At 62.6% G+C, this 22,011-nt stretch carries 15 protein-coding genes; 4 read left to right on the top strand and 11 right to left on the bottom strand.

Features of this window, described 5'->3' with window-relative positions:
* Window positions 1-4: 4 nt before the first annotated feature.
* From NDN01_RS16760 to NDN01_RS16780, 5 genes are all read right to left on the bottom strand, one after another.
* Window positions 5-1,243, bottom strand: a complete 1,239-nt coding sequence (locus tag NDN01_RS16760) for a parallel beta-helix domain-containing protein (RefSeq protein ID WP_272622891.1) — start codon at window positions 1,241-1,243, stop codon at window positions 5-7.
* Window positions 1,244-1,266: 23 nt separating this feature from the next.
* On the bottom strand, window positions 1,267-3,708 hold the full coding sequence (locus tag NDN01_RS16765) for a TonB-dependent receptor (protein ID WP_272622892.1): 2,442 nt from the start codon (window positions 3,706-3,708) through the stop codon (window positions 1,267-1,269).
* A 129-nt stretch (window positions 3,709-3,837) separates the two neighbouring features.
* The gene (locus NDN01_RS16770; protein WP_272622893.1) at window positions 3,838-4,308 is read right to left on the bottom strand and encodes an SRPBCC domain-containing protein; all 471 of its coding nucleotides are present in this window, start codon (window positions 4,306-4,308) and stop codon (window positions 3,838-3,840) included.
* Window positions 4,305-4,643, bottom strand: a complete 339-nt coding sequence (locus NDN01_RS16775; protein WP_272622894.1) for an ArsR/SmtB family transcription factor — start codon at window positions 4,641-4,643, stop codon at window positions 4,305-4,307. Before NDN01_RS16775 ends, NDN01_RS16770 begins: the two co-directional genes overlap by 4 nt.
* A 265-nt stretch (window positions 4,644-4,908) precedes the next feature.
* Window positions 4,909-7,743 (bottom strand): TonB-dependent receptor plug domain-containing protein, encoded by a 2,835-nt coding sequence (locus NDN01_RS16780; RefSeq protein ID WP_272622895.1) that lies wholly within the window; start codon window positions 7,741-7,743, stop codon window positions 4,909-4,911.
* A 134-nt stretch (window positions 7,744-7,877) separates the two neighbouring features.
* Between NDN01_RS16780 and NDN01_RS16785 the strand changes: the two genes are divergently transcribed.
* The 3 genes from NDN01_RS16785 to NDN01_RS16795 all read left to right on the top strand — a co-directional run bounded on the left by NDN01_RS16785 (window position 7,878) and on the right by NDN01_RS16795 (window position 12,429).
* Window positions 7,878-9,800: an isoaspartyl peptidase/L-asparaginase gene (locus NDN01_RS16785; RefSeq protein WP_272622896.1), complete on the top strand. Its 1,923-nt coding sequence runs from the start codon at window positions 7,878-7,880 to the stop codon at window positions 9,798-9,800.
* Window positions 9,797-10,240, top strand: a complete 444-nt coding sequence (locus tag NDN01_RS16790; protein ID WP_272622897.1) for an Lrp/AsnC family transcriptional regulator — start codon at window positions 9,797-9,799, stop codon at window positions 10,238-10,240. Before NDN01_RS16785 ends, NDN01_RS16790 begins: the two co-directional genes overlap by 4 nt.
* Window positions 10,241-10,404: 164 nt before the next feature.
* A complete protein-coding gene (locus tag NDN01_RS16795) occupies window positions 10,405-12,429 on the top strand; it encodes an acyltransferase family protein (RefSeq protein ID WP_272622898.1) in 2,025 nt (674 codons plus the stop codon).
* Window positions 12,430-12,497: 68 nt separating this feature from the next.
* Here NDN01_RS16795 and NDN01_RS16800 read toward each other — a convergent pair whose 3' ends face one another.
* From NDN01_RS16800 to NDN01_RS16815, 4 genes are all read right to left on the bottom strand, one after another.
* Entirely contained in the window at window positions 12,498-13,826 is a 1,329-nt protein-coding gene (locus tag NDN01_RS16800) for an efflux RND transporter periplasmic adaptor subunit (protein ID WP_272622899.1), read from the bottom strand.
* Complete coding sequence (locus NDN01_RS16805) at window positions 13,802-15,157, bottom strand: TolC family protein (protein WP_272622900.1); 1,356 nt, start codon at window positions 15,155-15,157, stop codon at window positions 13,802-13,804. The genes NDN01_RS16800 and NDN01_RS16805 overlap by 25 nt, the downstream gene beginning before the upstream one ends.
* 280 nt (window positions 15,158-15,437) lie before the next feature.
* Window positions 15,438-16,640, bottom strand: coding sequence for an ABC transporter permease (locus NDN01_RS16810; RefSeq protein ID WP_272622901.1), 1,203 nt, complete (start codon window positions 16,638-16,640; stop codon window positions 15,438-15,440).
* Complete coding sequence (locus tag NDN01_RS16815) at window positions 16,637-17,341, bottom strand: ABC transporter ATP-binding protein (RefSeq protein WP_272622902.1); 705 nt, start codon at window positions 17,339-17,341, stop codon at window positions 16,637-16,639. Before NDN01_RS16815 ends, NDN01_RS16810 begins: the two co-directional genes overlap by 4 nt.
* 104 nt (window positions 17,342-17,445) lie before the next feature.
* Between NDN01_RS16815 and NDN01_RS16820 the strand changes: the two genes are divergently transcribed.
* Complete coding sequence (locus NDN01_RS16820) at window positions 17,446-17,658, top strand: hypothetical protein (RefSeq protein ID WP_272622903.1); 213 nt, start codon at window positions 17,446-17,448, stop codon at window positions 17,656-17,658.
* Window positions 17,659-18,022: 364 nt separating this feature from the next.
* On the opposite strand, the gene NDN01_RS16825 is transcribed toward NDN01_RS16820, so the two are convergent.
* Both NDN01_RS16825 and NDN01_RS16830 read right to left on the bottom strand, forming a co-directional pair.
* Entirely contained in the window at window positions 18,023-18,511 is a 489-nt protein-coding gene (locus NDN01_RS16825; protein WP_272622904.1) for a hypothetical protein, read from the bottom strand.
* A gap of 271 nt (window positions 18,512-18,782) precedes the next feature.
* A complete protein-coding gene (locus tag NDN01_RS16830; RefSeq protein WP_272622905.1) occupies window positions 18,783-22,010 on the bottom strand; it encodes a TonB-dependent receptor domain-containing protein in 3,228 nt (1,075 codons plus the stop codon).
* Between the last annotated feature and the right edge of the window lies 1 nt (window position 22,011).

Here is a 22,011-nt window from a genome sequence, read left to right on the forward strand (position 1 = left end):
TTGCTCATGATGCCTTGCCGCTGTCCTTCGTCATCTTCTCAGGCAGCACGATCTCCGGCAGACGCGTCGCTGGCGCGCAGTCGACGCTCGTATCGATCCTGGCCTTGGCGAACTTGCCCGGCCCGTCGACGTTCAGCATCTTCGCCGCGCCGTTCTGAACGCAGATGCCGGGGTTCTTCAGCTTGGGATTGACGAACCCGTCCCACAGCACGTCGGGCAGCCGCCCGCCGGCCAGCGCCTTCATCGGGGCGAAGCGGCCGCCCGGATCGTCACCGCCGCCGGAGAAGCGGTTACCCGTGACGTAGATATTCTCGGGATAAGGATCATAGGCGGCGGCGATCCCCTTCTTGGTATCGAAGCCGGTCGAATAATAGCTGGAGATGATGACGTTGGCGGTCTTGTTGTCCTTCACGTCATTGTCGAAGATCTCGACCTCGTCGTTCGAATTGACGATCACGCCCGATCCCGCCGGCACCGAGCTGACCGCGCTGCCCTTCGCGCCGAAATTGGCATGGTTGTTGGCGACTACCTGGTTCTTGTACACGCGTGTCTTGCTGCCCGGCACCGGCAGGTTCGGCATGTTGAATACCAGGATGCCGCCCGTATTGCCCGTCGCGGTGTTGCCATAGACATCGGCATGGCTCGAATTCTCGATCTCGATACCGGCGACATTGTCTTCCGCACGGTTATTGCGCACGATGATGTTACTCGACTGGCCGACATAGATGCCGGCATCGGATGCGCCCTTCACCACCGATCCCTCGATCAGCACGTTGGTCACCTGCACGGGATACAGGCCATAGGCACCGTTCGAGGTCTTGCCCCCGCCAGTCCATTCGGCGCGGACGCGTCGGATCACGGTGTTCTTCACCCCGTTCACCTTCAGCGCGTCGCCCTTCGTATCCTCGAACGCCAGATCCCGGATGGTGAAATCGTCACCGGTCACCAGCATGCCCTCGGCGCCCGACGTCTGCTTCGCGAAGGACAGGATCGTCTTGTCCATGCCGGCGCCCTTCACCGTCACGCCGTTGGCGGTCAGGCTCAGGCTGCGGCTCAGCGCATATTTGCCCGCCGGGATGTCGACCACGTCGCCCGGCTTCGCATCGAGCAACTTCTGCTGCAGGTTCTTCTCGAAATCGGGGTCGATGACGAAACCCTGCGCATCGGTCTTCGGACCTCCGCTGCATCCGCCCGCGAGCGCCAGCACGGCGACACAGCCCAGAAGCGCTATCCTGTTCCTCATGCCACTCTCTCCTTGATTATGCCCTAGAAACGGAAGCCGATTTCGGCCCCGTAGAAACCGGGCCGTTCGGCACGGACATAGGGGGTGTTGAAGATGTCGTTCGTGATCGTGTTCAACGTCTGGTAGTAGCGTTTGTTGAGCAGGTTCTCGGCATAGAGCGCAACCGTCAGATGGTTGTCCGGCGAGCGCCAGCCGATCCTGGCATTGATGATGTTGCGGGGCGAGCGAAGCGCACCGAGTTTCGACCAGTCGACGAACGGGGCAATCGATGCGTCGATCGCGCGCTGGGCGTCGTTCAGCCGCTGGCGCGAGGTATAGCTGTAGCTGGCATCGGCGAAGATCGACCCGTGCCCGATATCATGATCGTAGTGACCGCTCAGCACCCCGCGGAAGGTCGGCTCACCGGTCGGCTGGCCGGATATGTCGACGCCCTGTTCGACCCGCTTGACCCATGTCGAGTTGATCGCACCGGCGGTGACGCCGATCGTGAAATCGCGCGAGATGACGAATTTCGTCTCGAGATCGACGCCATAAGCCTGGGAATCGCCCGATCGGGTCTGGTATTGCGGCAGGCAGACAGTGCCCGCGGGCGGCGGCGTCATCGCGCAATCCGGATTGGTGCTTGGCTCCAGGCTGATCGACTGGCGGTTCTTGTACTTGAAATAATAGCCGGAAAGGTTGAATCGCACCCGACGGTCGAACAGTTCTGTCTTGAAGCCGCCCTCGAAATTCCACACCTTTTCGGGCGCGAAGAACGAGTTGATTTCGGTCGAATTGAACCCGCCCGCCTTGTAGCCACGTGATGCGGAAGCATAGAGATGCTGGTCGTCGTTCAGGTCGTACTGGATCACGAAGCGCGGGCTGACATCGCTGAAGGTCGCCCGGCGGGTGAAGGGAATTCCCTCCAGCGGGCCTTCGTCGAACACGAGGCCATTGGGGCCGATGACGGTGCGATAGAAATCTGCGACGCTGATCGGCACGTCCGGAAAGGCAGGAGCACCGATGATCGCGTTGTAGAGCGACCCAGGCGCCATGATCGTCTCGAGCCCGGGGGCCGTGAATCCGCCATTGCTCCAGGTGAATTTCTTCAGGTCGTGGGTATAGCGGATACCCGCGGTCAGGCTCAGGCGGTCAGTCACCTTGTAGGTCGCGTCGCCAAACGCCGCGTAGGAATCGTTCGCCGCCCGGTTGTTCATGTCTTCGTGATATTGCTGGCCGAATACCGGCAAGCCGGCGGCGTCGAGCGCAGTGAAGATCGGAAAGCCGACCGCCGCGCCCAGAATGCGATCCACCGAATCCGTCAGCAACGTCACCGCGCTGGTCTGCCGCCCGCGTTCGTGAAAATAGCTCACCCCGGCGATCGCGCTCAGCCGGTCATTGTCGAAGCCGACGCGGAATTCCTGGTACAGGCTGCTGTTCTTCTCGATATTCTCCGTGTCGAAATAGCGCGTCGGATCAGCGGTGCCGTCCTCGTCCTCGCGATTGTGCGTTTCGAAATGCTTGAACGAGCTGATGCTGGTGAAGGTCAGCGGGCCGGTGTGATGCGTGGCGGTGAACGACACGGCATGCAGGATTCGTGTTTCCTTGTCGCCGATCACGTCGTTCGCATGAGGGCCGGCGGGATCGGTGCTCAGCGCATATTTGCTGATCCCGATCGCGAACGGCCCGTCCTTGTTCGTATCGTCATGGTCATAGGCAAGCACGAAATCAGTGTCGCTGGTCGGCGCCCAGCGCAGCGCGGCCCGGCCCGACTTGTTGTTCTCGCCTTCGCGCTTCTCCCCGGTGATCGCGTCGGTCAGATAGCCTTGGCGATAGTTGGAGACGCCGTTCAGGCGCAGATAGAGCGTGTCGGTCAGCGGGATGTTCACCGTCACGTCGGCGCGGACCTTGCGGTAGTTGCCGACCTGGATCGTGCCGATGAGCTCCCGCTTGTCGCTTGGCTTGTTGCTGATGATCGAGATCGCGCCGGCCGAAGTGTTGCGGCCGAACAGGGTACCCTGCGGCCCCTTAAGGACCTCGACCCGCTGGATGTCGTTGAAGAAGATCAGCGACGATCCCGACCGCCCGGAATAGATGCCGTCGACGAAGATGCCGACCGATGGCTCTGTCCCGATCCCGAAATCGTCGGTCTGCACGCCGCGAATGGTGAAGGACGGTTGCGTGACCGACGTGTCGTTGATCGTCAGGCCCGGCACGAACTTGTCGAGATCTCCGATCGTCTCCGCGCTCAGCGAGGAGATCGCGTCGGCATTGAAGGCGCTCACGCTGATCGGCACCGACTGGAGCGACTGTTCGCGGCGCTGCGCGGTGACGACGATGTCCTGCAACCTGCCCGTATCGCCTTCGGCGTCCGCCTGGGCCTTGGCGGTCGCCGTCGTCGGGCCGCCCGCCACCTGCGCCACGGCCGGATTCGCCCATATCGCGGCCACGCCGGCCAGCAACGCTGTTCTGCACCCTCTCGTCATCACTCAACTCCCCAGCTGCGATAACGACTCGAAGGCTATCGCGATTGGGTAGCGAACGCTATCGAAATTATTGCGCAGCAATTTGGGCCGTCGAGCGGTCCGGAAAAGGCTGGAAAACGCGCTCCCGGCCTATCGCCCGATCATCGTTTCGAGCCGCTGGTATCCCGCTTCCATGCCATGCTCCATGCCGCTGGCGAGCATCGCCGCCCGCGTTTCCGCATCGGGCACCGTCATCCGCATCGTCATCAGCGTGCCGCTGCCATCGGGCGTGAAGACCGTCTCGACATGATTGTCCGGGGTGGGATCGGGCAGGTACATACGCTCGACATGGACGATCCGGCTGAACGGCTGGAGCTCGATGAACTCGCCGGTCAGATGGAAACCGCCCCCGGCACCGTCGGACCATTCGTACCGAATCTCCCCGCCCGGGCGCGCATCGTTAATGCACACCGGCATCGTCCAGCCCTCGGGGCCGAGCATCCATTGCTTGATCAGCTCTGGTTCGACATGCGCGCGATAGACCGCCTCGGGCGGCGCCGCGAACCGCCGTGTGACAAGGACATGGGTGTCGCCTTCAGTGGTGAGCGTCATTGCGGTCATGAGACATTCTTTCCTTCCTTGGGGTTCATTGCGGCAAGGACGGCGTCCAGCCGGTCGTAATTGGTTTCGAGCGCTTTCCTGAGTTGCGCGAGCCACTGGTCGATCTCGGAAATCGCGGCGGGTGCCAGCCGGCAGGGGCGCCTTGCACCATCGATCCGCCGCGTGATCAGTCCCGCCGATTCAAGCACCTTGAGGTGCCGCGAAAAGGCGGGCTGGGAGATGGCGAACGGTTGCGCCAGCTCCATCGGCGTCGCCTCGCCCAGTGCGAGGCGGGCAAGCACGGCGCGCCTGGTAGGATCGGACAAGGCGGCAAAAGTGGTATCGAGACGAGTCATATCGAATCCATGTTATATAACAACTTTGCTATATAGCGGACGCGACCTTGTCAATGCCATCCGCCCCGCGCTCGCGGCGAAGAAAATAGACTTGCTGCTGCTGTCCGGAGCCCGGGAAATCGGGTCCGCTATTCACCATCATCTTCCCGGATGTGACGCCGTCGGCACGACCGGCGCTTCCTAAACGGGCTCGGCGATCAACGGTACCGTTCGCAAGCGTCGCCGCACATAACGCCCACCGAACGGCGCGGCGGCACCTGCCGGATCAGAGCTTCGCCCCGCCCATCTTCCACGTCATCTGCACATAATAGCTGCGCCCGACACCGTCGAACCACGAAACGTCGTAATAAGGATAGGACGAATAGGTCCGGTCCTTGATCGGGTTCTGATCGAACAGATTGTTGACCGTGCCGGAAACGCGCAGGTGATCGTTGATGTTATACTGCAACGACAGGTTGAACAGATAACTCGGCTTGATATAGCCGTCCTGGTCATAATTGGGCAGCTTGCCGAGCCGCTGACCGGTCACCGTCGCGGTGAGCCCGTCCAGACTCCAGCTGATGCTTGCCGTGCCCTTGTCGCGCGGAATGTCGTAGCCGCTGTCGAACGCCAGCTTGTCGATCGTCGGATCGCCCGGATACTGTTTGACCGTGTGGCTGAACACATAGGTGTACCCAACCGACACCGACACCGTGCCCAACTTCTGGTCCTGGAGGGGGACCCGGAGATGCGCGGCGATATCGATACCGTCCGTCGTTTCCTCGGCGACGTTGATCGGGTTGATCAGGACGCTCTGGATCTGTCCGTCGAGGGCGCCGCCGACATAGCGCTGAACGCGCGACAGCGCATCGACGCAGGTCGGCGAGCCGCCATTGACCGGGGAGCCCGAATTCGTCTTGCCCAGGCGGCAATCCGCCTCATCGCGCAACAGGCTGTCGATATTCATGTCGAGCACCTGGTTCTTCATCTTCACCCGGAAATAATCGGCCGAGATGTCGAAGCCACGCCAGGGCTGGAACACCGCGCCGGCGTTGATCGAGGTCGAGGTCTCGGGCTGAAGCCGGCGATTGCCGTTCTTGCGGGTGATGAAGTTCGAATCGACGTAATCGCAATCGCCGATATCCTTCGGCGCACCGGGCTGTCGGCAGAGATAATAATCGGTGCCGCTCGAGTGCACATTGCCTGGACCCCGGAACACATAATGCAGGTCGGGCGCGCGGAAGCCGGTGCCATAGGCGCCGCGCAACAACAGACTCTTCATCGGGCGCAACTCGGCGCCGAGATTATAGGTGAACTTGCCGATGCTGCCGCCGCCGAAACCATAATGGTCGTAGCGTGCCGCCCCATCGATCTCGAGGATCGATAGGACCGGCACGCGAAGCTCGCCCCCCACGCCCCAATGCCGACGCGTACCCTTGCCGTCGGAATCGATCAGGCCGACATAATATTGCGAGAGAGCGCGCGGGTCGGGCCGGAGATTATAGCCCTGGTTGCCGATCTCCGCGACCGCGGCAAAGCCGACCGGGCCGGCCGGCAGGCGGAACAATTCAGTCGTGTTGATCGTCGCCGAGACATTGTTGACCCAGGATTTGGGCCGGTAAATCGAATCCGCCGTGATCGAGCGATATTCGGCCGGAGTCAGCGGCGTGTAGAGCCGCGTCGGATTGGCGTCGAAGCGCGCATAGCCCGTGTCGGGATCAGTGCCGAGCTGAGGCCCGAGAAAGAAGGCATTGGCCTTGTCGATGACGACCTGCGGAAAGGCGATCGTCGAACGGTATTCGGCATGGTTGAGGGTGAATTCGTACGACCATTGGTTACCGGTGCCGAACTTGCCCTTGATACCCGGCGTGATGTTGAAGGTGGTCGAGTTGTTGCGCGTCATGCCCGCCTCGAACCCGCCCATCTCCTCGGGCGTGAACTGGCGTGTCCAGTTATCGAGTTGCGCCCCGCTGTCGGTCTGGTTCGGGGTAAGATAACGGGGATTGAAGAAGGTCCCCTCCTCATTGCCGTCCGGGGCGACATAGAACCAGTCGAGCACGTCACGGAACAATTTGAGCTTCGAATAGCTTGCCTGGAAATCGACGAACAGTTCGGCGCGATCGCTGATGTCATAGCCTATCGATCCGAAGCCGCTGACCGACTTGCGTTCCGAGATCATCGTCCCATAGGCGACTGATGCGTTGCTCCCGCAGAAATGGCCAGGGCCGCTGATCGTGTCGTATCGTGGCCGCGCGGCATAATAGGTCGTGCCGCGATTCAGGCCCGACAGTGCGTCGCAGGTCGCCTTGCCCGGATCGATATATCCGGAATATTCGTCGGTCCGCAGGAAGGTACGCCGAGCGAGCGGGACAGCGGTCGCGGGGTTGTCCGCAGTCGAATCCTGCAGCTTGCGCTGATATTGCCAGAGCGGACGCTGGACGAGCCCCTCGATGCCGACGACACCGTGGAACGCGCCGGTGTCCCACCCGGTCGTGCCGGTGAGCCGGAACGAGGATCCGCCGCCCTGCTCGGTCCCGCCATAGCGGAAATCGAACCGGGTACCGTCAGGCTTCGACTTGAGCTGGAAATTGACCACGCCCGAAATCGCATCCGAGCCGTAGATGGCCGAGGCGCTGCCGCTCAGCACTTCGATCCGGTCGATCAGGCCGACCGGAATGTTGGAGATATCGGTGAAGTTGCTGTTGCCACCCAGGGGCAGCGGGAAATCGGCGATGCGTCGCCCGTTGACCAGCACCAGCGTATGGTTGGGGCCAAGCCCGCGCAGATCCACCTGCTGCGCCCCGGGGGTGAAGTCTGCGCCGGAAAAGCTCTGCTGGCTCTGAGTCTCGCCGCCATTCTGGGTGATGGCGCGAAGTACGTCCGGCACGCTCTGATAGCCGTTGCGCAGGATGTCGTCGGCGGTGATCGTCGTCACCGGGGCCGGTCCCTCGCCCTGGATTCGCGGGATGCGCGAGCCAAGCACGATGATATCGCCCGACTCGGTTTTCGCCTCGTCCTGCGGCAGTTGCGGATCGGCGACCTGCGCCTGCGCCGCGCTCGCCAGCGCGCCGAAGCTGCTGCCCGCAAGCGCGAGCGCGATGATCCCGGTGATGCGCATCATTTTCCCCCTGATTGCTGCCCCGCGACATATTGACACTGCACGACAACAAAATGGAATATGAAAAATGCGGATAGACGGCATTCGTCGCGCATTTTGTTAGGCGATCCGGTTGGATTCGCCCTTGGGGAGGGACAATGCACACTCTGCGCAGGTCAATTGCCGCACTGCTGCTCGCGCTGATGGCGCCCGCGGTGCATGCCGGGACACCCGCCGGCTACACCTATCACAGCATCGGCGACGTCGCCGCGAAGACTCCGGGCCGGACGACCGCCGGGCTCATGTTGATGGGCGGCGGTGGCTGGCCGCATGATGCATGGCGCTGGTTCCTTGCCAGGGCCGGGAACGGCCATATCGTCGTGCTACGCGCCTCCGGCGGCGCCGAGGCAGGCGAGGAGATCTACAAGGATATCGGTGGCGCCGCTTCGGTCGAGACTCTGGTGTTCGACGATCGCAAGGCGTCGGCCGATCCGAAAGTACTGGCGATCCTTGCCCATGCTGACGGCATCTTCATCGCCGGTGGCGACCAGGCCAATTATGTACGCTACTGGAAGGACAGCCCAGTCGCCAAGGCGCTCGACGCGCATGTCGCGCGGGGACGGCCGATCGGGGGCACCAGCGCTGGCCTCGCGATTCTGGGTGGCATCGCCTATGGCGCGATGGACGGCGGCAGCGTCGATTCGATCACCGCGCTCGGCGACCCGATGGGACCGGCGGTAACGATGGTCCACGGCTTCCTGCACATGCCGTTCCTCGCGCATGTCGTGACCGACACGCATTTCAACGCACGCGACCGGCTCGGCCGGCTGATCGCGTTCGTGGCGCAGGCGCGCGCAAGCGGCGACCCGAAAGCGATCGGGATCGGTGTCGACGAGAAGGCCGCCTTGTGCGTCGAGGCCGATGGTACCGCGACGCTCCACACCCTTGATGGCGGCCATGCCTGGCTGGTCGAGCCGCAGGGAACCCCAGGCGCGACGGCGGGCAAGCCCCTCGACTGGGCGGCGGTGAAGGTGACCGGTATCGGCACCGACGGCGCCCTCGATCTGAGGACTCTCAAAGTGACCAGTCCGGCGTTCGGCGGCACCGCGAGCGTGCGGGCCGGTCAGCTCACCGGGGCGCCCTTTCCGCCCAACGCCGCCTGGTCGCTACTCATCCATGGCGGCGCGGGCGTGGTCTCGCGCGGAGATCTGACACCGGAGCAGGACAAGGCCTATCGCCAGGGACTGTCCGAAGCGCTCGCCGCCGGATCGGCGGTACTGCGTCGGGGCGGATCGAGCATCGACGCGGTCGAAGCAGCACTTCGACCGCTCGAGGACAATCCGCTGTTCAATGCCGGTCGCGGCGCCGTGTTCGATGCCGAAGGCAAGAACCAGCTCGATGCCGCTATCATGGACGGCGCGACGCTCAGGGCCGGCGCCGTCGCGGGCGTCAGCGCGACGAAGAATCCGGTCACGCTCGCCCGCGCGGTGATGGAGCGCTCGCGCCACGTGCTGCTGACCGGGCCGGGCGCCGACCAGTTCGCGCGCGAACAGGGCGTCGAGCAGGTCGATCCAGGCTGGTTCCGCACCGAGAAGCGCTGGCAGGAATATCTCGCCTGGAAACGCGACGAGCACGCGGCGCTCGATCCCACCCATCGCTTCGGCACTGTCGGCGCGGTCGCGCTCGACATGCGCGGGCATGTCGCGGCGGCGACCTCGACCGGCGGACTGACCGGCAAGCGCTGGGGCCGGATCGGCGATTCACCGATCATCGGTGCTGGCACCTATGCCGCCGACCGGACCTGCGCCGTATCGGCGACCGGCACCGGCGAATATTTCATCCGCGAAAGCGCCGCGCGCCAGGTCTGCGACCGTATCGCGTGGAAGGGCCAGACCGTGCGGGACGCCGCCAATGATACGATTGAGGCGATCGGCGATATCGGCGGCGATGGCGGGCTGATCGCGATCGACGGCAAGGGCCATGCGGCGTTCGCGATGAACACCGAGGGCATGTATCGCGGGCTCGCCACCAGCACCGCGCCGGCCCGCACCGCCATCTATGCCGACGAGCCGATCCCGTGAGCGACCGGCTGGGCCAGGACAGCTTCGACCTTCAATTGCTGGCGATGCTGCGCGAGGATTCGCGCCGCCCCGTATCCGATCTCGCCACCGCGCTCGGCGTGTCGCGCGCGGGCGTCTATGCCGGGATCGAACGGCTTGAGCGCACCGGGACGATCACCGGCTACACGGTGCGGCTCGGCACGGATTACGACATGCGGATGATCCGCGCGCATGTGATGATCAAGGTCTTCCCCAAGGTTATTCACCAGACCCAGGAAGAGCTCGCCGCGATATCCGAGGTCACCAGCCTGTTCGCGATCAGCGGCCAGCATGATCTCATCGCGATCGTCGAGGCGCCGCATGTCAACCGGCTCAACGACCTGATCGATACGATCGGCATGCTCGAAGGCGTCGAGAAGACGACCTCGTCGATCATCCTCGCGACCAGGTTGCAGCGCTGAGCGCCGGAATTTCCCGAAAATAGAGACTCTGGGCGAACGATAGTGGTTTGGATTTAACGCCCGGTGCTCTAACGGCGCCACCGTTACCGCACCGTTCATGAAAAGCGGTTCACAATTCTCCTTCCGCTCCCGATGCGGCGCGCCGCACCGAGGTACAAAATATAGTGAGAATTGAGCGGGCGTCGGGACTGGGTTATTCCGGACTGGGTTATATCGCATCGATAGACGGCCTGCGCACGCTCGCTGTTCTGTCAGTGGTCCTGTTCCACCTCTGGCCGGCAGCGTTGCCGGGCGGATTCATCGGCGTCGATATATTCTTCGTCATTTCCGGCTTTGTCGTCACCGGTTCGCTCCAGGGACGGCGTTTCGCCAGCCTGGGCGCCCTGAGCGCGCATTTCTATGCGCGACGGCTGGTGCGGATCATGCCGGCGCTGATCCTGATGTTGCTGATGACCATTGTCGCGGCGACGCTGTTCGTGCCCCGAAGCTGGCTCAGCGACAGCATTCCGCAAGCCGCCCGCTTCGCCTTTTTCGGCCTCAGCAACATCGTTCTGGCGATCGATACCGACAGCTATTTCGGGCCGCAGGCAAGCTTCAATCCCTTCACGCACACCTGGTCGCTGGGCGTGGAGGAGCAATTCTATCTTCTCTTTCCCTTCCTCCTGTACTGGCATCAGCGGCTCGAGGGCGCTCGCATGCCGACACGCAGCGTGGTGCGATTGATCGCACTGCTGTGCGTGGGATCGCTGGCGATCCATGGCCTGCTTGCGGTGCTCGCGCCCAAATTCGGCTTCTACCTGATCGTCAGCCGCTTCTGGGAGCTTGGCGCAGGCATGTTGCTGTGCCTGACGCTCGACGACTGGCGTGCCGCGCCTCGCGCGCGGCACCCGGCAACGGGCGCGGTGGGACTGGCAATGATAGTCACGGGGCTGGCGCTGCCGTTCGACATCGGGCTGGCGCGCAACCTGTTGGCGGTGGTGGGCACCGTCGCGCTGCTCGCTCACGTCGTCGGCCGCGATGACGCCCCGCTTGGGCGACTGTTCGCCAGCGGTCCGATGGTGGCGATCGGCAAGCGCTCCTATGCCCTCTATCTGTGGCACTGGCCGGTGTTCGTGCTGTTCCGCTGGACCACCGGGCTGCACACCCCGCCCCTTGCCCTCACGGCCCTGGCCATCAGCGTGATGCTGGCCGCCATCTCTTACGCGCTGGTCGAGAACCCGCTCCACCGCAATGCGCGGATCGCGGCGCTGCCCCGCCGGCGCGTGCTGGTGGGCGCGGTCCTGGCGACTCTGCTCGCCGCCGGCGCGGGACAGGCGATGTTCGCCAATCACAGCCGGCTGACACTGAGCCGCACGGGCAATGTGCAGGACTGGTATGCCGACCAATGGCATGCGCTCGACCCGGCGCGCAGCCCGTGCCGCGTGAACGAGACACGTCGCCCCGTCGGCGGCGCGCTGGTGACCGTCTGGCAGGCTGAAGGATGTACCGGCACCCGCCGCACGATCCAAGTGCTGGGGGATTCGCACGCAACCGCCTATACACCGGCGCTGCGCCAACTGGTCGCCGAGACCGGCGCGACCGTGCAGCTCTGGGTCCGCGGGGGTTGTCCGGTGCTGCGCCTGATTGACCCATTGCCGCAGAGCGACCGTTGCAAGCGCTTTTATAGCGCGATGTTCGACGAAATGGCCCAGAATACGAAGCCTGGGGATACGATCTTCCTGCCCGGACTGCGCGTCGACCGGTTCGCCAACCAGTTCGACAATGACCGCGATACGAGGCTCAATGATCGCGCGGCCTCGCCGCTTGGCGTTGCCCACGCGCGACCGATCCTGGCACGTCTCGCGCGAAGCGGCGCGCGACTGGTGATCGAAGCGCCCAAGCCGATCTTCCCCAGCCCGCCCTTCCGCTGTGTGGACTGGTTCAATCACGACAATCCCAGCTGTGTGGGTGGCACCACCATCTCCCGCGCGCGCATCGAGCAACGCCGCGCGCCGATACTAGGGGCAATGCGCCAGCTCCAGGCAGCCGTGCCCCAGCTACTGTTATGGGACCCGCTTCCCCTGCTCTGCGCCACCGCAACCTGCGAAGCGGTGCCCGGCGGACGCCCGCTGTTCCTGGATGGCGACCATCTGAGCGGCCACGGCAATGACGTGCTCTATCCAGCGCTCAAACGCGTGCTGCTCGACTGACAGGAGAAACGCCCGCCCTTCTTCCGAATGGCCTGTCACGCAAGTTCAGCGCCTCGGTTACTCAAGAATCAGGGCGACGCGGGGGCGGCGGGCTGCGCCACCGACCACAAGACTTCCTCGCCCGGTTTCAGGCCCGAGAGGATCTCGGCACCGGTCGGAGAAACGAGGCCAAGTCGGACAGTCCTGGGAACCGGCTTGCCAGTCTTGCCGTCGCGGACCGTGACGGTCGCCGCGGGCGCCGCTCCCTGCACCGCTTCGGGGGGAACGACGATCGCGCTTGGATTGCTGTAGGCGATCACGATCACCATTGCCGTCATCCCGATCTTCACCCGCGCGGCCTGTTCAGGGGTCAGCGGGTCGAGGCGGGCAGTCGCGGTGAAGCTTGCCTTGCCGGTGCCACCCGCGGAATCCTTGCTTGCCTCGCCGGCGACGCTGGCGATCTGCCCGGCAAGGGAGATCTCGCCGAAACCTGGCCCCGTCACCGTCACCGGCATGCCGACCTTGATCCGGTTGATGTCGCCTTCGTCCAGACGGAAGGACACGCCCAGCCCCCCCGCCCGCGCGATCGTTCCGATCAGCTGTCCCTTGGTGACCCGGGATCCGACATGAAGCGCCTCGCTGCCCGCCCCATTGCCTTGCCCGGGCGGCGGCCGGACCACGATCCCGTCGTCCGGCGCGTGCAGGACGGCCCCGTCGAACTGCGCGGTCAGCTTGGCGAGACGGAGCTGCGCATTGGTCAGGTCGAGCTCTACCAGCCGCCGGTTCGGCCCCTGGCCCCGCCGCAGCGTCGTGCTCAGATCCTCCCGCGCCGCCTCCAGCGACGCCTTTTGCGATCGCTGCTGCTGGACCATGCCGTCATATTCGGATCGCGAGACAAGGCCCCGATCAAGCAACGTCTTGGTTTCCCGCAGCTTGTTCTCGGTATCGTCAAGCTGGAACATCGCTGTCTCGGCCGCGCGCCGGGCGCGGGAGACCTCGGGACCGCTCGTCCAGGACGCCATGTCGCCTGACGTCTGGGCCGCCTTCAGATAGGCGCTTTCCGCTTCGTTGCGGCTTTGCTCAAGCTCGGAAAGATCGAGTTCGACCAGCGTCTGACCCTGATTGACCAGATCGCCATAAGCGAAATTGATCGATTTGACGGTGCCGTCGAACGGCGCGGTGATGTCGATTCCATTACCGGGGCCGATCGTCCCCGTCACGTTGAGCGTCGACGTGAAGGGCTCGCGTTTCACCACCTGGCTCTTTTCGACGAGTGCCGCCGGTCCCGGCGCGGTGCCCGAGCCGGGGCCCCACCACCAGAGCGCCAGCACGCCGCACGCTATCGCCAGCGCCGCGGCGATCCGGCCGCGGCGCGTTTGCGGCACGATCCGCTTCAGTCGTTGAGATCGATCTTCCATGTATCGAGCGTACTTCCGATTTGCTGATCCAGAGAGGTCAACTGATTGAGATAATTGATCTTGGCTGACAGTTCCTGCGCGTCGGCGGCGCGCAGGTCGGCCTCGAACGAGAGCACCTCGAAATTGGAGGCGCGGCCGAAGTTGAGCTTCTCCCGCTGGATATCCAGCGCGCGCGCCGCCAGGTTCCGCGCCCGCCGCGCGGCCTCGAGCTGGAGCCAGCTTGCCTCGACGCTCTGCACTGCATCGCGGATCTGCGATTCGGCTGCCTGACTGGTGTCCTGATACGTGATTTCGGCCTGCCGCAGCGCGACTGTCGCGTTGATCTCCCCCTGGCGCGGAGCATAGTCGCCGCCGATAGGAATATTGAGCGTCAGCCCGACTCGTTTGTCGGTGTCGCCGTCCAGCGGCGATCGCAGCGCATCGCTGCCCCGGAAACGCGATACGCTGCCGGTCGCCGACAAATCCCAGAGCCGGTTATTCTTTGCCTCGCGCAACGATATCCGGCCCTGCTCCACCGCCAGCTCCGACGACAGCAGGTCCATCCGCGCTGACCGGCCGAGCTCAAGCGCCTTGTCGAGGTCGATCGCGACACGGCCTGTATCGATACTGTCACCCGCGACGATATTCGTACTCAGGTCGAGTGCCAGCAATTGAAGCAGGGCGAGCTGCGCCGACGTCCGCGTCTGCCCGGCCTGCAGAACGGCCACCTCCTGGTTCGCCACCCCGGATTCGGTCTGAACGATATCGGCCGCGGCCATGCGCCCGGCCGCGATCAGCGCACGGTTGGTTTCGAGCAGGTCCCGGGTGCGCTGCAGCGCCAGCTCGGCCAGGCGTACCTGCTCCTGCGCCTGGACCAGCCCACGATAGGCGAACACGATGCTGCTTACGGCGTTCGAGACGGTGTTCTTCAGGCCGAGCTGATTGATCCGCTCCTGCAGGCGAGCCCGCCTGATCGGCGCGAGGTTGATGTCGGGGCCGGCGCCGCGCAGCAAGGGCTGGCTCACCGAGAAGGTGCTGACCTCGCTGGCGAAATGCTGCCCGTCCTGGAAGCGGTCGTTCCGTGCCCAGGAAAAGCCGGCATTGGCTCCCGTCGGGAGGAGCACCCCCACTTGCGGCGTGACGTTCGACTGAGTGCTCGACACGCCGCCGCTCCACGCCCGAAAAACATCGGCGGCGACGCTGATGCGGGGTCGGAACCGGGTACCGGCGACGAACAGGTCGAATTTCTGCGCGATACGCGACAGATACGCTGACTTGATCGTGCGATTGTCGCGCAGGCCGAGCGCCACCGCCTCTGTCAGGCTGATCGCGACCGCCGCTCCCTTCGGCACCGGGCGCGATGGCGGCGGGGGAACCGGTGAGGCATAGGGTGAGGACAGGGGCTCAACGATTTGCGCGCGCGCCGGCATGGAACTACCCAAAGCGAGGACACTGCCGATCGCGATGGCGAGGGTGAGGAGGCGATTGACATGATGAAGACCGGCATGATGGCCGCCGCGGTTCCGATGCTGCTCGCCGGATGCGCCACACCGGTGGCGCTCAAGCGGCCGCTTGCCCAGCCGACGCTGACGCAGCCAGTCCCCCTGCCGGAGCTCAAACCCTATCAGGCGCCTATTCCGCACGTAGCGCCTCGATCGGATCGAGGCGGGACGCAGTGATGGCCGGGTAGATGCCGAAGGCCATGCCGACCAGGCCGGCCACCCCGGTACCCAGCGGCAGCACATAAAGCGCGACCGCGAAGCTCCAGCCCATCGCCTTGGCCATGAACCAGGACGCGCCGACGCCGAGCGCGACGCCGGCCAGCCCCCCCACCAGGGCAAGCGCCGCTGCCTCGACCAGGAACATGAGCTGCAGGTCGCGCGGCGTCGCGCCGATCGCCGCGCGGAGGCCGATCTCGCGCCGGCGCTCCATCACGCTCATCAGCATCACATTCATCACGCCGATTCCGCCGACCAGCAGCGAGACGCCGCCGATCGCCGCGAGCAGGCGGGTATAGACCCCCATCTGCGCCTTCATCGCCTTCACCAGCCCGCGCGCGTCGATCACGGTCAGTGTCGATGACGCATTGGCAAGACGCGCCTTCACCCGCTCGCCCATGGCGGCCGAATCGACGTCGGGCTTGAGCCGGATCAGCGCCGTATTGGGGTCACCGCCAAGCATGATGCGGCGGCTGCAGGCGAAGGGCACGAACACCGAATCATTATAGTCGGTCGGATTCATCGATTCATTCGGCACCGGCGCCAGGATGCCGATCACCGTATAGCCATAATCGCCGATCGCGATCTTCGCGCCCGGCAAGAGCCTGGCCCCCGGCGCCGACAATTTCGTCGCCGCCCCGTCCCCGACCATCGCCACCAGCCCGCAATCATCGGCCTCGCCAATCGGCCGTCCGGTACGGAGCGGCAGCTCGGTGAGTGTCGCGAAAGCGGGTGAGATCGCGATGGTCGCCACGTCCGCCGCCACACCTGCGGCCGTGACCTGGCCGCGGCTGATCGACAGGGGCACGGCGGTAAGGATGTCCGGCTCGTCGGCCGGAAGAGTATCGAGCAGGCGCCGGTCGAAACCCGCCGCACTGGCGCCGGTCTGCGCAGCGCGGATCTGCAACATATCGATCCCCATGCTCTTGAAGCTCTTGAGCGCTTCGAGCTGCGCCATATTTCCGATGCTCAGCATGGCGATGATCGATGCGGTGCCGACGGTGATGCCGAGCAAGGCAAGGATCGAGCGGATGCCCTGGCTGTACAGGTTGGCGAAGGCCTCGGCGAAGAGCTCGCCCGGCGGCGCGCCCGCTGGCATGGCGGCCGTGATCGTCATGCCGGCATCGGGACGGCCGCCGCCGGCGACAGCCTGTCGGAGACGATCCGGCCGTCGAGAAACTCGATCTGACGATCGCATTGAGCGGCCAGATCGCGATCATGAGTCACCATCAGGATCGTGACGTTGAGGCTGCGGTTCAGCTGCCGCAACAATTCCATCACCTCGATCGCCGTCACGCTGTCGAGGCTACCGGTCGGCTCGTCGGCGAGAATCAGGCTCGGCTCCCCGATCAACGCGCGGGCCAGTGCAACGCGCTGCCGCTGGCCGCCGGAAAGCTCGGTCGGGCGATGAAGGCTGCGGTCGGCCAGCCCGACGCGTTCGAGCATGGCCAGCGCGGCCATCCTGCGCCGCTCCCGCGGGATGCCGCGATAAAGCAACGGTAGCGCGACATTCTGCCAGGCGGACAAGCGGGGTAAGAGCTGGAAGGACTGAAAGACGAAGCCCAGCATCGCATTGCGGAGCCGGGCTGCCTGCTGCGCTGATGAATAATCCACGAGGACATCGTCTAGGATGACGTGGCCGGTATCGGGCTTGTCGAGCAGGCCCACGATATTGAGCAACGTGCTCTTGCCCGATCCAGAAGGGCCTACAAGCGCACAAAAGGTGCCGCGCGAAAGCGAGAACGACACGTCCTTCAACACCGGGATCGGTTGTGTCGGCGGCCCATAGCCTTTTCCGACATTGGCCAATTGCAGCATCTATCCCGACATCCAGCGAGGGATCAAAGGAAAAACCTATCTGAAAAGCAAGGAATTTCCAGATAGGCACGTACGCAATTTATGATGATTGCCCAATCTACGATATGCTCAATCCCGAAGGCCCCGTGAGCGTACCCACAATAGTGCAGGGAGCCGCCGCTCCGACGCCCGGCAAGGACGTATTGATGGTCATTTGCTTGGTGACATTGTTCCAAACACCGCTGAGCGTGCCACCGCACGAGCCGGTCAGGGGCGTGTTGATCGCGAACCCGCTCAGCGAGAGCTGGGATATCGCTGGATTGAAAGTGACGGCATGAGGTGTGCCCGTGACCGTCAAACTCGCACAAAGAAGCCCTCCCGGTCGGAATGGCGGCGTTCCGGTTATCGCGGTTGCCGAGCTTGAGGGTGTCGATGGCACGTTGAGCGTTATGCTCAGGGTGCAACTCTGTGCAAAGCTCTGACTGAAAACAACATTGCCCGTAAGCATATACGTCCCGACAGGCGTAAACGTTTGTGCGGACGCTGGCTGTACCGCCATGATCGCTGCACTGGCCCATAAGCCAATAGATTTGACCATCACTATTTCCAGTCTCGCATCGCCTAAAAAAGTGAGAAAAAAGATACCTGGGCGCAAAGGCGCCCAGGTAGATTGGACAGAATGTTCTATTCTATCAGCGCCAATCAGGGGAAAATGCTGAGCGCCGAGCCCGAAGTCTGATTGAGAGTGCCAACGATCGTGCACGGATCCGACGTGCCGCCGCCGGGCAGAGATGCGTTCACCGAAATGAATCGCGGGCTTGCGCTGTTGCCGCCCCAGGTGCCGCTGATCGTACCGCTGCAACCGCCGGGCGTGATGGTGTTCACCACAACGCCACTGATGGTTACGGTCGTCCCGTCGGACGTAACCGTATACGGCGTGCCGCTGAAGGTCACAGTGGGACAAAGGATGTTGGAGGGAGCCGCCAATGCCGGGGTCACTGTTGCGGTAGTCGCGCTGGTGACGTTGACGGTGAGCTTGAGCGTGCAGTTGAGGGTCAGGCCCTTTTTCACAACCACTGATCCCGAGAACACGAAGGTGCCGGACGTCGGCGAGTAGGTGGCCGCACTCGCAGGTGCTGCGGTGCCGGCGAGGGCCAAGGCGGTCGCACAGATTGCAGAAACGAATTTCATTTCAACTCTCCTGTTTTTGAATTGTGATTCGCACTCATTCGATGTGGTGCTCATAGACAATCAGCAATTTTTACATTGATGTCAATGTTGACTTGTAAGTAATACCACAATTATGGATGTAGTATTATTTGCGCCAGCATTAACACACTCCAACAATACTCAACTGTCGGCTAAATTTCTATATTATTGGTAATCTATAATTAATTATTCTGAATAATTTGCACTAAAAGTCCATAATTTAATTTTAGAAAGCAAATTGACTTCCTTTGATCTAGAATTTCTTGCTTACACTGAACCCAAATATACGAGGATCGAGCGTAAATACGTTGCTGGACAATCCTGTATCATCACTATTAGTGAAAAAATCGGATATCGGCGTGTTGTTGAACACGTTCTTGACGTAGAATTGAAAGGAGAGGTCCGATTCGGGCCGCGAAAGGGTGACCGCGAGATTGGTATTGTCCCAGGGCTTCAGTCGATCATAGGCGGTGTTGTAGACCCGCCCCCAGCTCGCCGACTGGCGATAATAATCGCCACGGAAGGTGAGGTCCCATTTGTCGATGAAGAAGGTATATTGCGCCCCCAGATTCACCGTCAGCCGCGGTGCATTGGGCAGTTCCTTGCCCTCCAGATCGGCATAGAAGCCGCGGCCGCCATTGGGGGCGTCGGTCAGGGGATTATAGGTGAACCCGAGGAACTGGTCGAAATGCAGGTTCGTCGCGACATCCGGATTGAAGCTCCCGAACGTGCTTGAACCATTGCACAAGGCCGCGAGCATGAAGAGGTCGAGGCCACTGCCGACAAAGGGCGAATTGAGAATGGTCTCGACATGCTTGCGCGGCGCGATGCAGTTCGACGGCACTTGGATCCAGGGACGAAGCACGACCCAGTCCGAATTGCCCTGGGTACGGTTCATCACGTCGATCGAGCGCGCGCCTTTTTTAAGCCGCGTCCTGAGATAGCCCAGATTGGCATCGATCCGAAAAGCGCGCGTTGGGCGCCACGCCCCCTCAAGCTCCAGGCCCCAGCTCTCCGCATTGAAGTTCTCGTTGAGCGAGATGCGGTCGACGATCTGGGAAACCTGATAGTCCTTGTAGTCATAATAAAAGGCGGTAGCGTTGAGGCTCAGCTTGCCGCCCGCAAAACTGTTTTTGGTACCGATTTCGAACGCGTTGACATATTCCGGCTTGAAGGTTGTCGGAAGCGGCTGATATTGAACCACTCGCGGGTTGAGATCGGCCCGCGGCGGGTTGGCGCCGCCACCCTTGTAGCCATGCGATGCCGACGCATAGATCAGCGTGTCGTCAGTGAAGGACAAATCAGGCTTCCAGTCGACCACCAGGCGCCCAGTGAACCTGCCCCATTTCTGGTTTATGTCGGGAAGCGCGGGATAACCGCTGTTGACGAAACCGCCGCTGTTGCCGAGGTCACCACCGCCGCCGAGCAACAACTGGCTTGGGACCGGCGTCGCCGTCTTCCTGTCATTCGTGTAACGGAGCCCGGCGGTGATCTTCACATTGTTGGCGACGTTCCAGTACGTTTCTCCGAACAATGCCCATGATTCCGTCTTCACGATATTACGGCTGAGAAAATAATTGTGGCCGAGATCGTTCAGCGAGCCAATCGGATTGGGATCCACGTAGATACATTCCCTGGTCGTCGTATTCGGAGGACAGGGAACATGTGCGCCATTCGCCGGATCGTTGCTGTTATTGTAGAAATTTTCCGCGCTATACGTAAAAAGATTGTTGAAGACGTAATAGTCATCCTGAGACTTGAAATTAAGATAGTTTCCACCAAAGCTAAAATTTATGGGACCGTCAAAAGAAGATTGCAGACGAAGCTCTTGGGTCCACTGATCATTACGGGAGCGGCTTAAGTCCACCGATAATATTCGATTGGATGCGCCCAATTGAGGATCGACGTAGATCCCGCCGGGCGATGCCCCTGGCCCCGAGAGAGGATTTCCGAAGAAATCAAGCAATCCTTGAGTATCTGGAAATATCGGCTTGGAAACAAAACGATTATAATCCTGCGATGAATAATAACGATCGCGGGCATAAGCGGTTTGCGAAATGAGCTTCAGGGAATCACTGACCTTGAATTCCAGGTTGAGCTGGAAAACATCGTTCTTTGCATGAAAGACAGGGTCATAGCTGGTCGCGATCTCACGCAGATTGCGCGACTGCACGACGTTTGCATAGGGGTCGCCCGGCAGAATACCAGGCACGACTGAAAAGGTCTGCGGATCGAGCCCCGCAGCAATGAGATAGGTGGGAAGAACAACGTAGCCAAGGCTGCTACCATTAGGCGCGCCGAACGACCGGTCGTCATAGAGCGAGACGGGCAGGCACCCCTGGCTCAGCCGCGAGCGGAGCGCTTCAGGCACCACGGTATCGCCGACCTTCTCCGGCCCGGGATCGCGGGCGCAGAGCTGCTTGCCCGTGCGAGAGCGATGGTCGTCTTCCTGGAAATGCTGCCAGATGATGTTGGCCTTGAACCGGTCGCTCGGTTCCCATTGCACCGTGGCGCGGGTCGACCAGAGGTCACGGTCGTTGACGTTCTTCTTCGTGAAGGTGTTGTAGTCGAAGCCGTCCCGCTTCGTCATCGAGCCTGCGACGCGGACGGCGAGCGTATCGCTGAGCGGCACGTTGAGCATCCCGCTCAGCCGCCTCGTATTATAGCTGCCGACCTCTGCCTTCGCTTCGCCTCCCAGCGTGTAGGTCGGCAGCGCCGGGATGATATTGACCACGCCGCCGGTCGCGTTACGACCATAAAGCGTGCCCTGCGGTCCGCGCAGCACCTCGACACGCTGCAGATCGAAAAATTCCGATTCGAACAGTCGGTTGCGGATCAGCGGCGTGTTGTTGAAGCTTACCGCGACCGCCGGATCACTCGACGCGGAGATCGCCTTCGTCCCGATCCCGCGGATCGAGAAATTGTACATGCTGAAATTGCCCTTGGAGAAATTGACGTTGGGCACCGCACGCAACAATTCGGATCCGCTTTCGATCTTGTGATCGTCGAGCGACTGTTTGGAGAAGGCGGAGATCGCGATCGGCACATCCTTCAGCGATTCTTCCCGCTTCTGCGCCGTCACGATGATGTCACTGGTATCGTCCTGGCCGACCGTGGAAACCCCTATCGCGGCGTCGCCCGTCGCCGTTCGGCTCTGCCCCGGTTGCGCTGGCTGCGCCGCTGGCCGTACGATCAGAACCCCCGACCGCCCTGTCTGCACCGTCAGGCCGGAATTGGCGAGCAGATGCGCCAGCGCCTCGTCCTTGGTGAAGCTTCCCACGAGCGCCGGGCTCTTCTTGCCGTTCACCGCGGCTGCATCGAAGATAATCTGTTGCCGCGATGTTTCGCCGAACGCCTTCAGCGCATTGCCCAGGCCCTGCGCCGGAATGTTGAACCGATATACAGGGCTTCGCGCCAGGGCCGCCGATGGCTGCGCAAGGACAGCGACGATCGCCGTCGCCGAGAAAAGATAGGCGCGCAAG

The organism is Sphingomonas sp. QA11 (assembly GCF_028473665.1).
GTDB classification, from domain to species: domain Bacteria; phylum Pseudomonadota; class Alphaproteobacteria; order Sphingomonadales; family Sphingomonadaceae; genus Sphingomonas; species Sphingomonas phytovorans.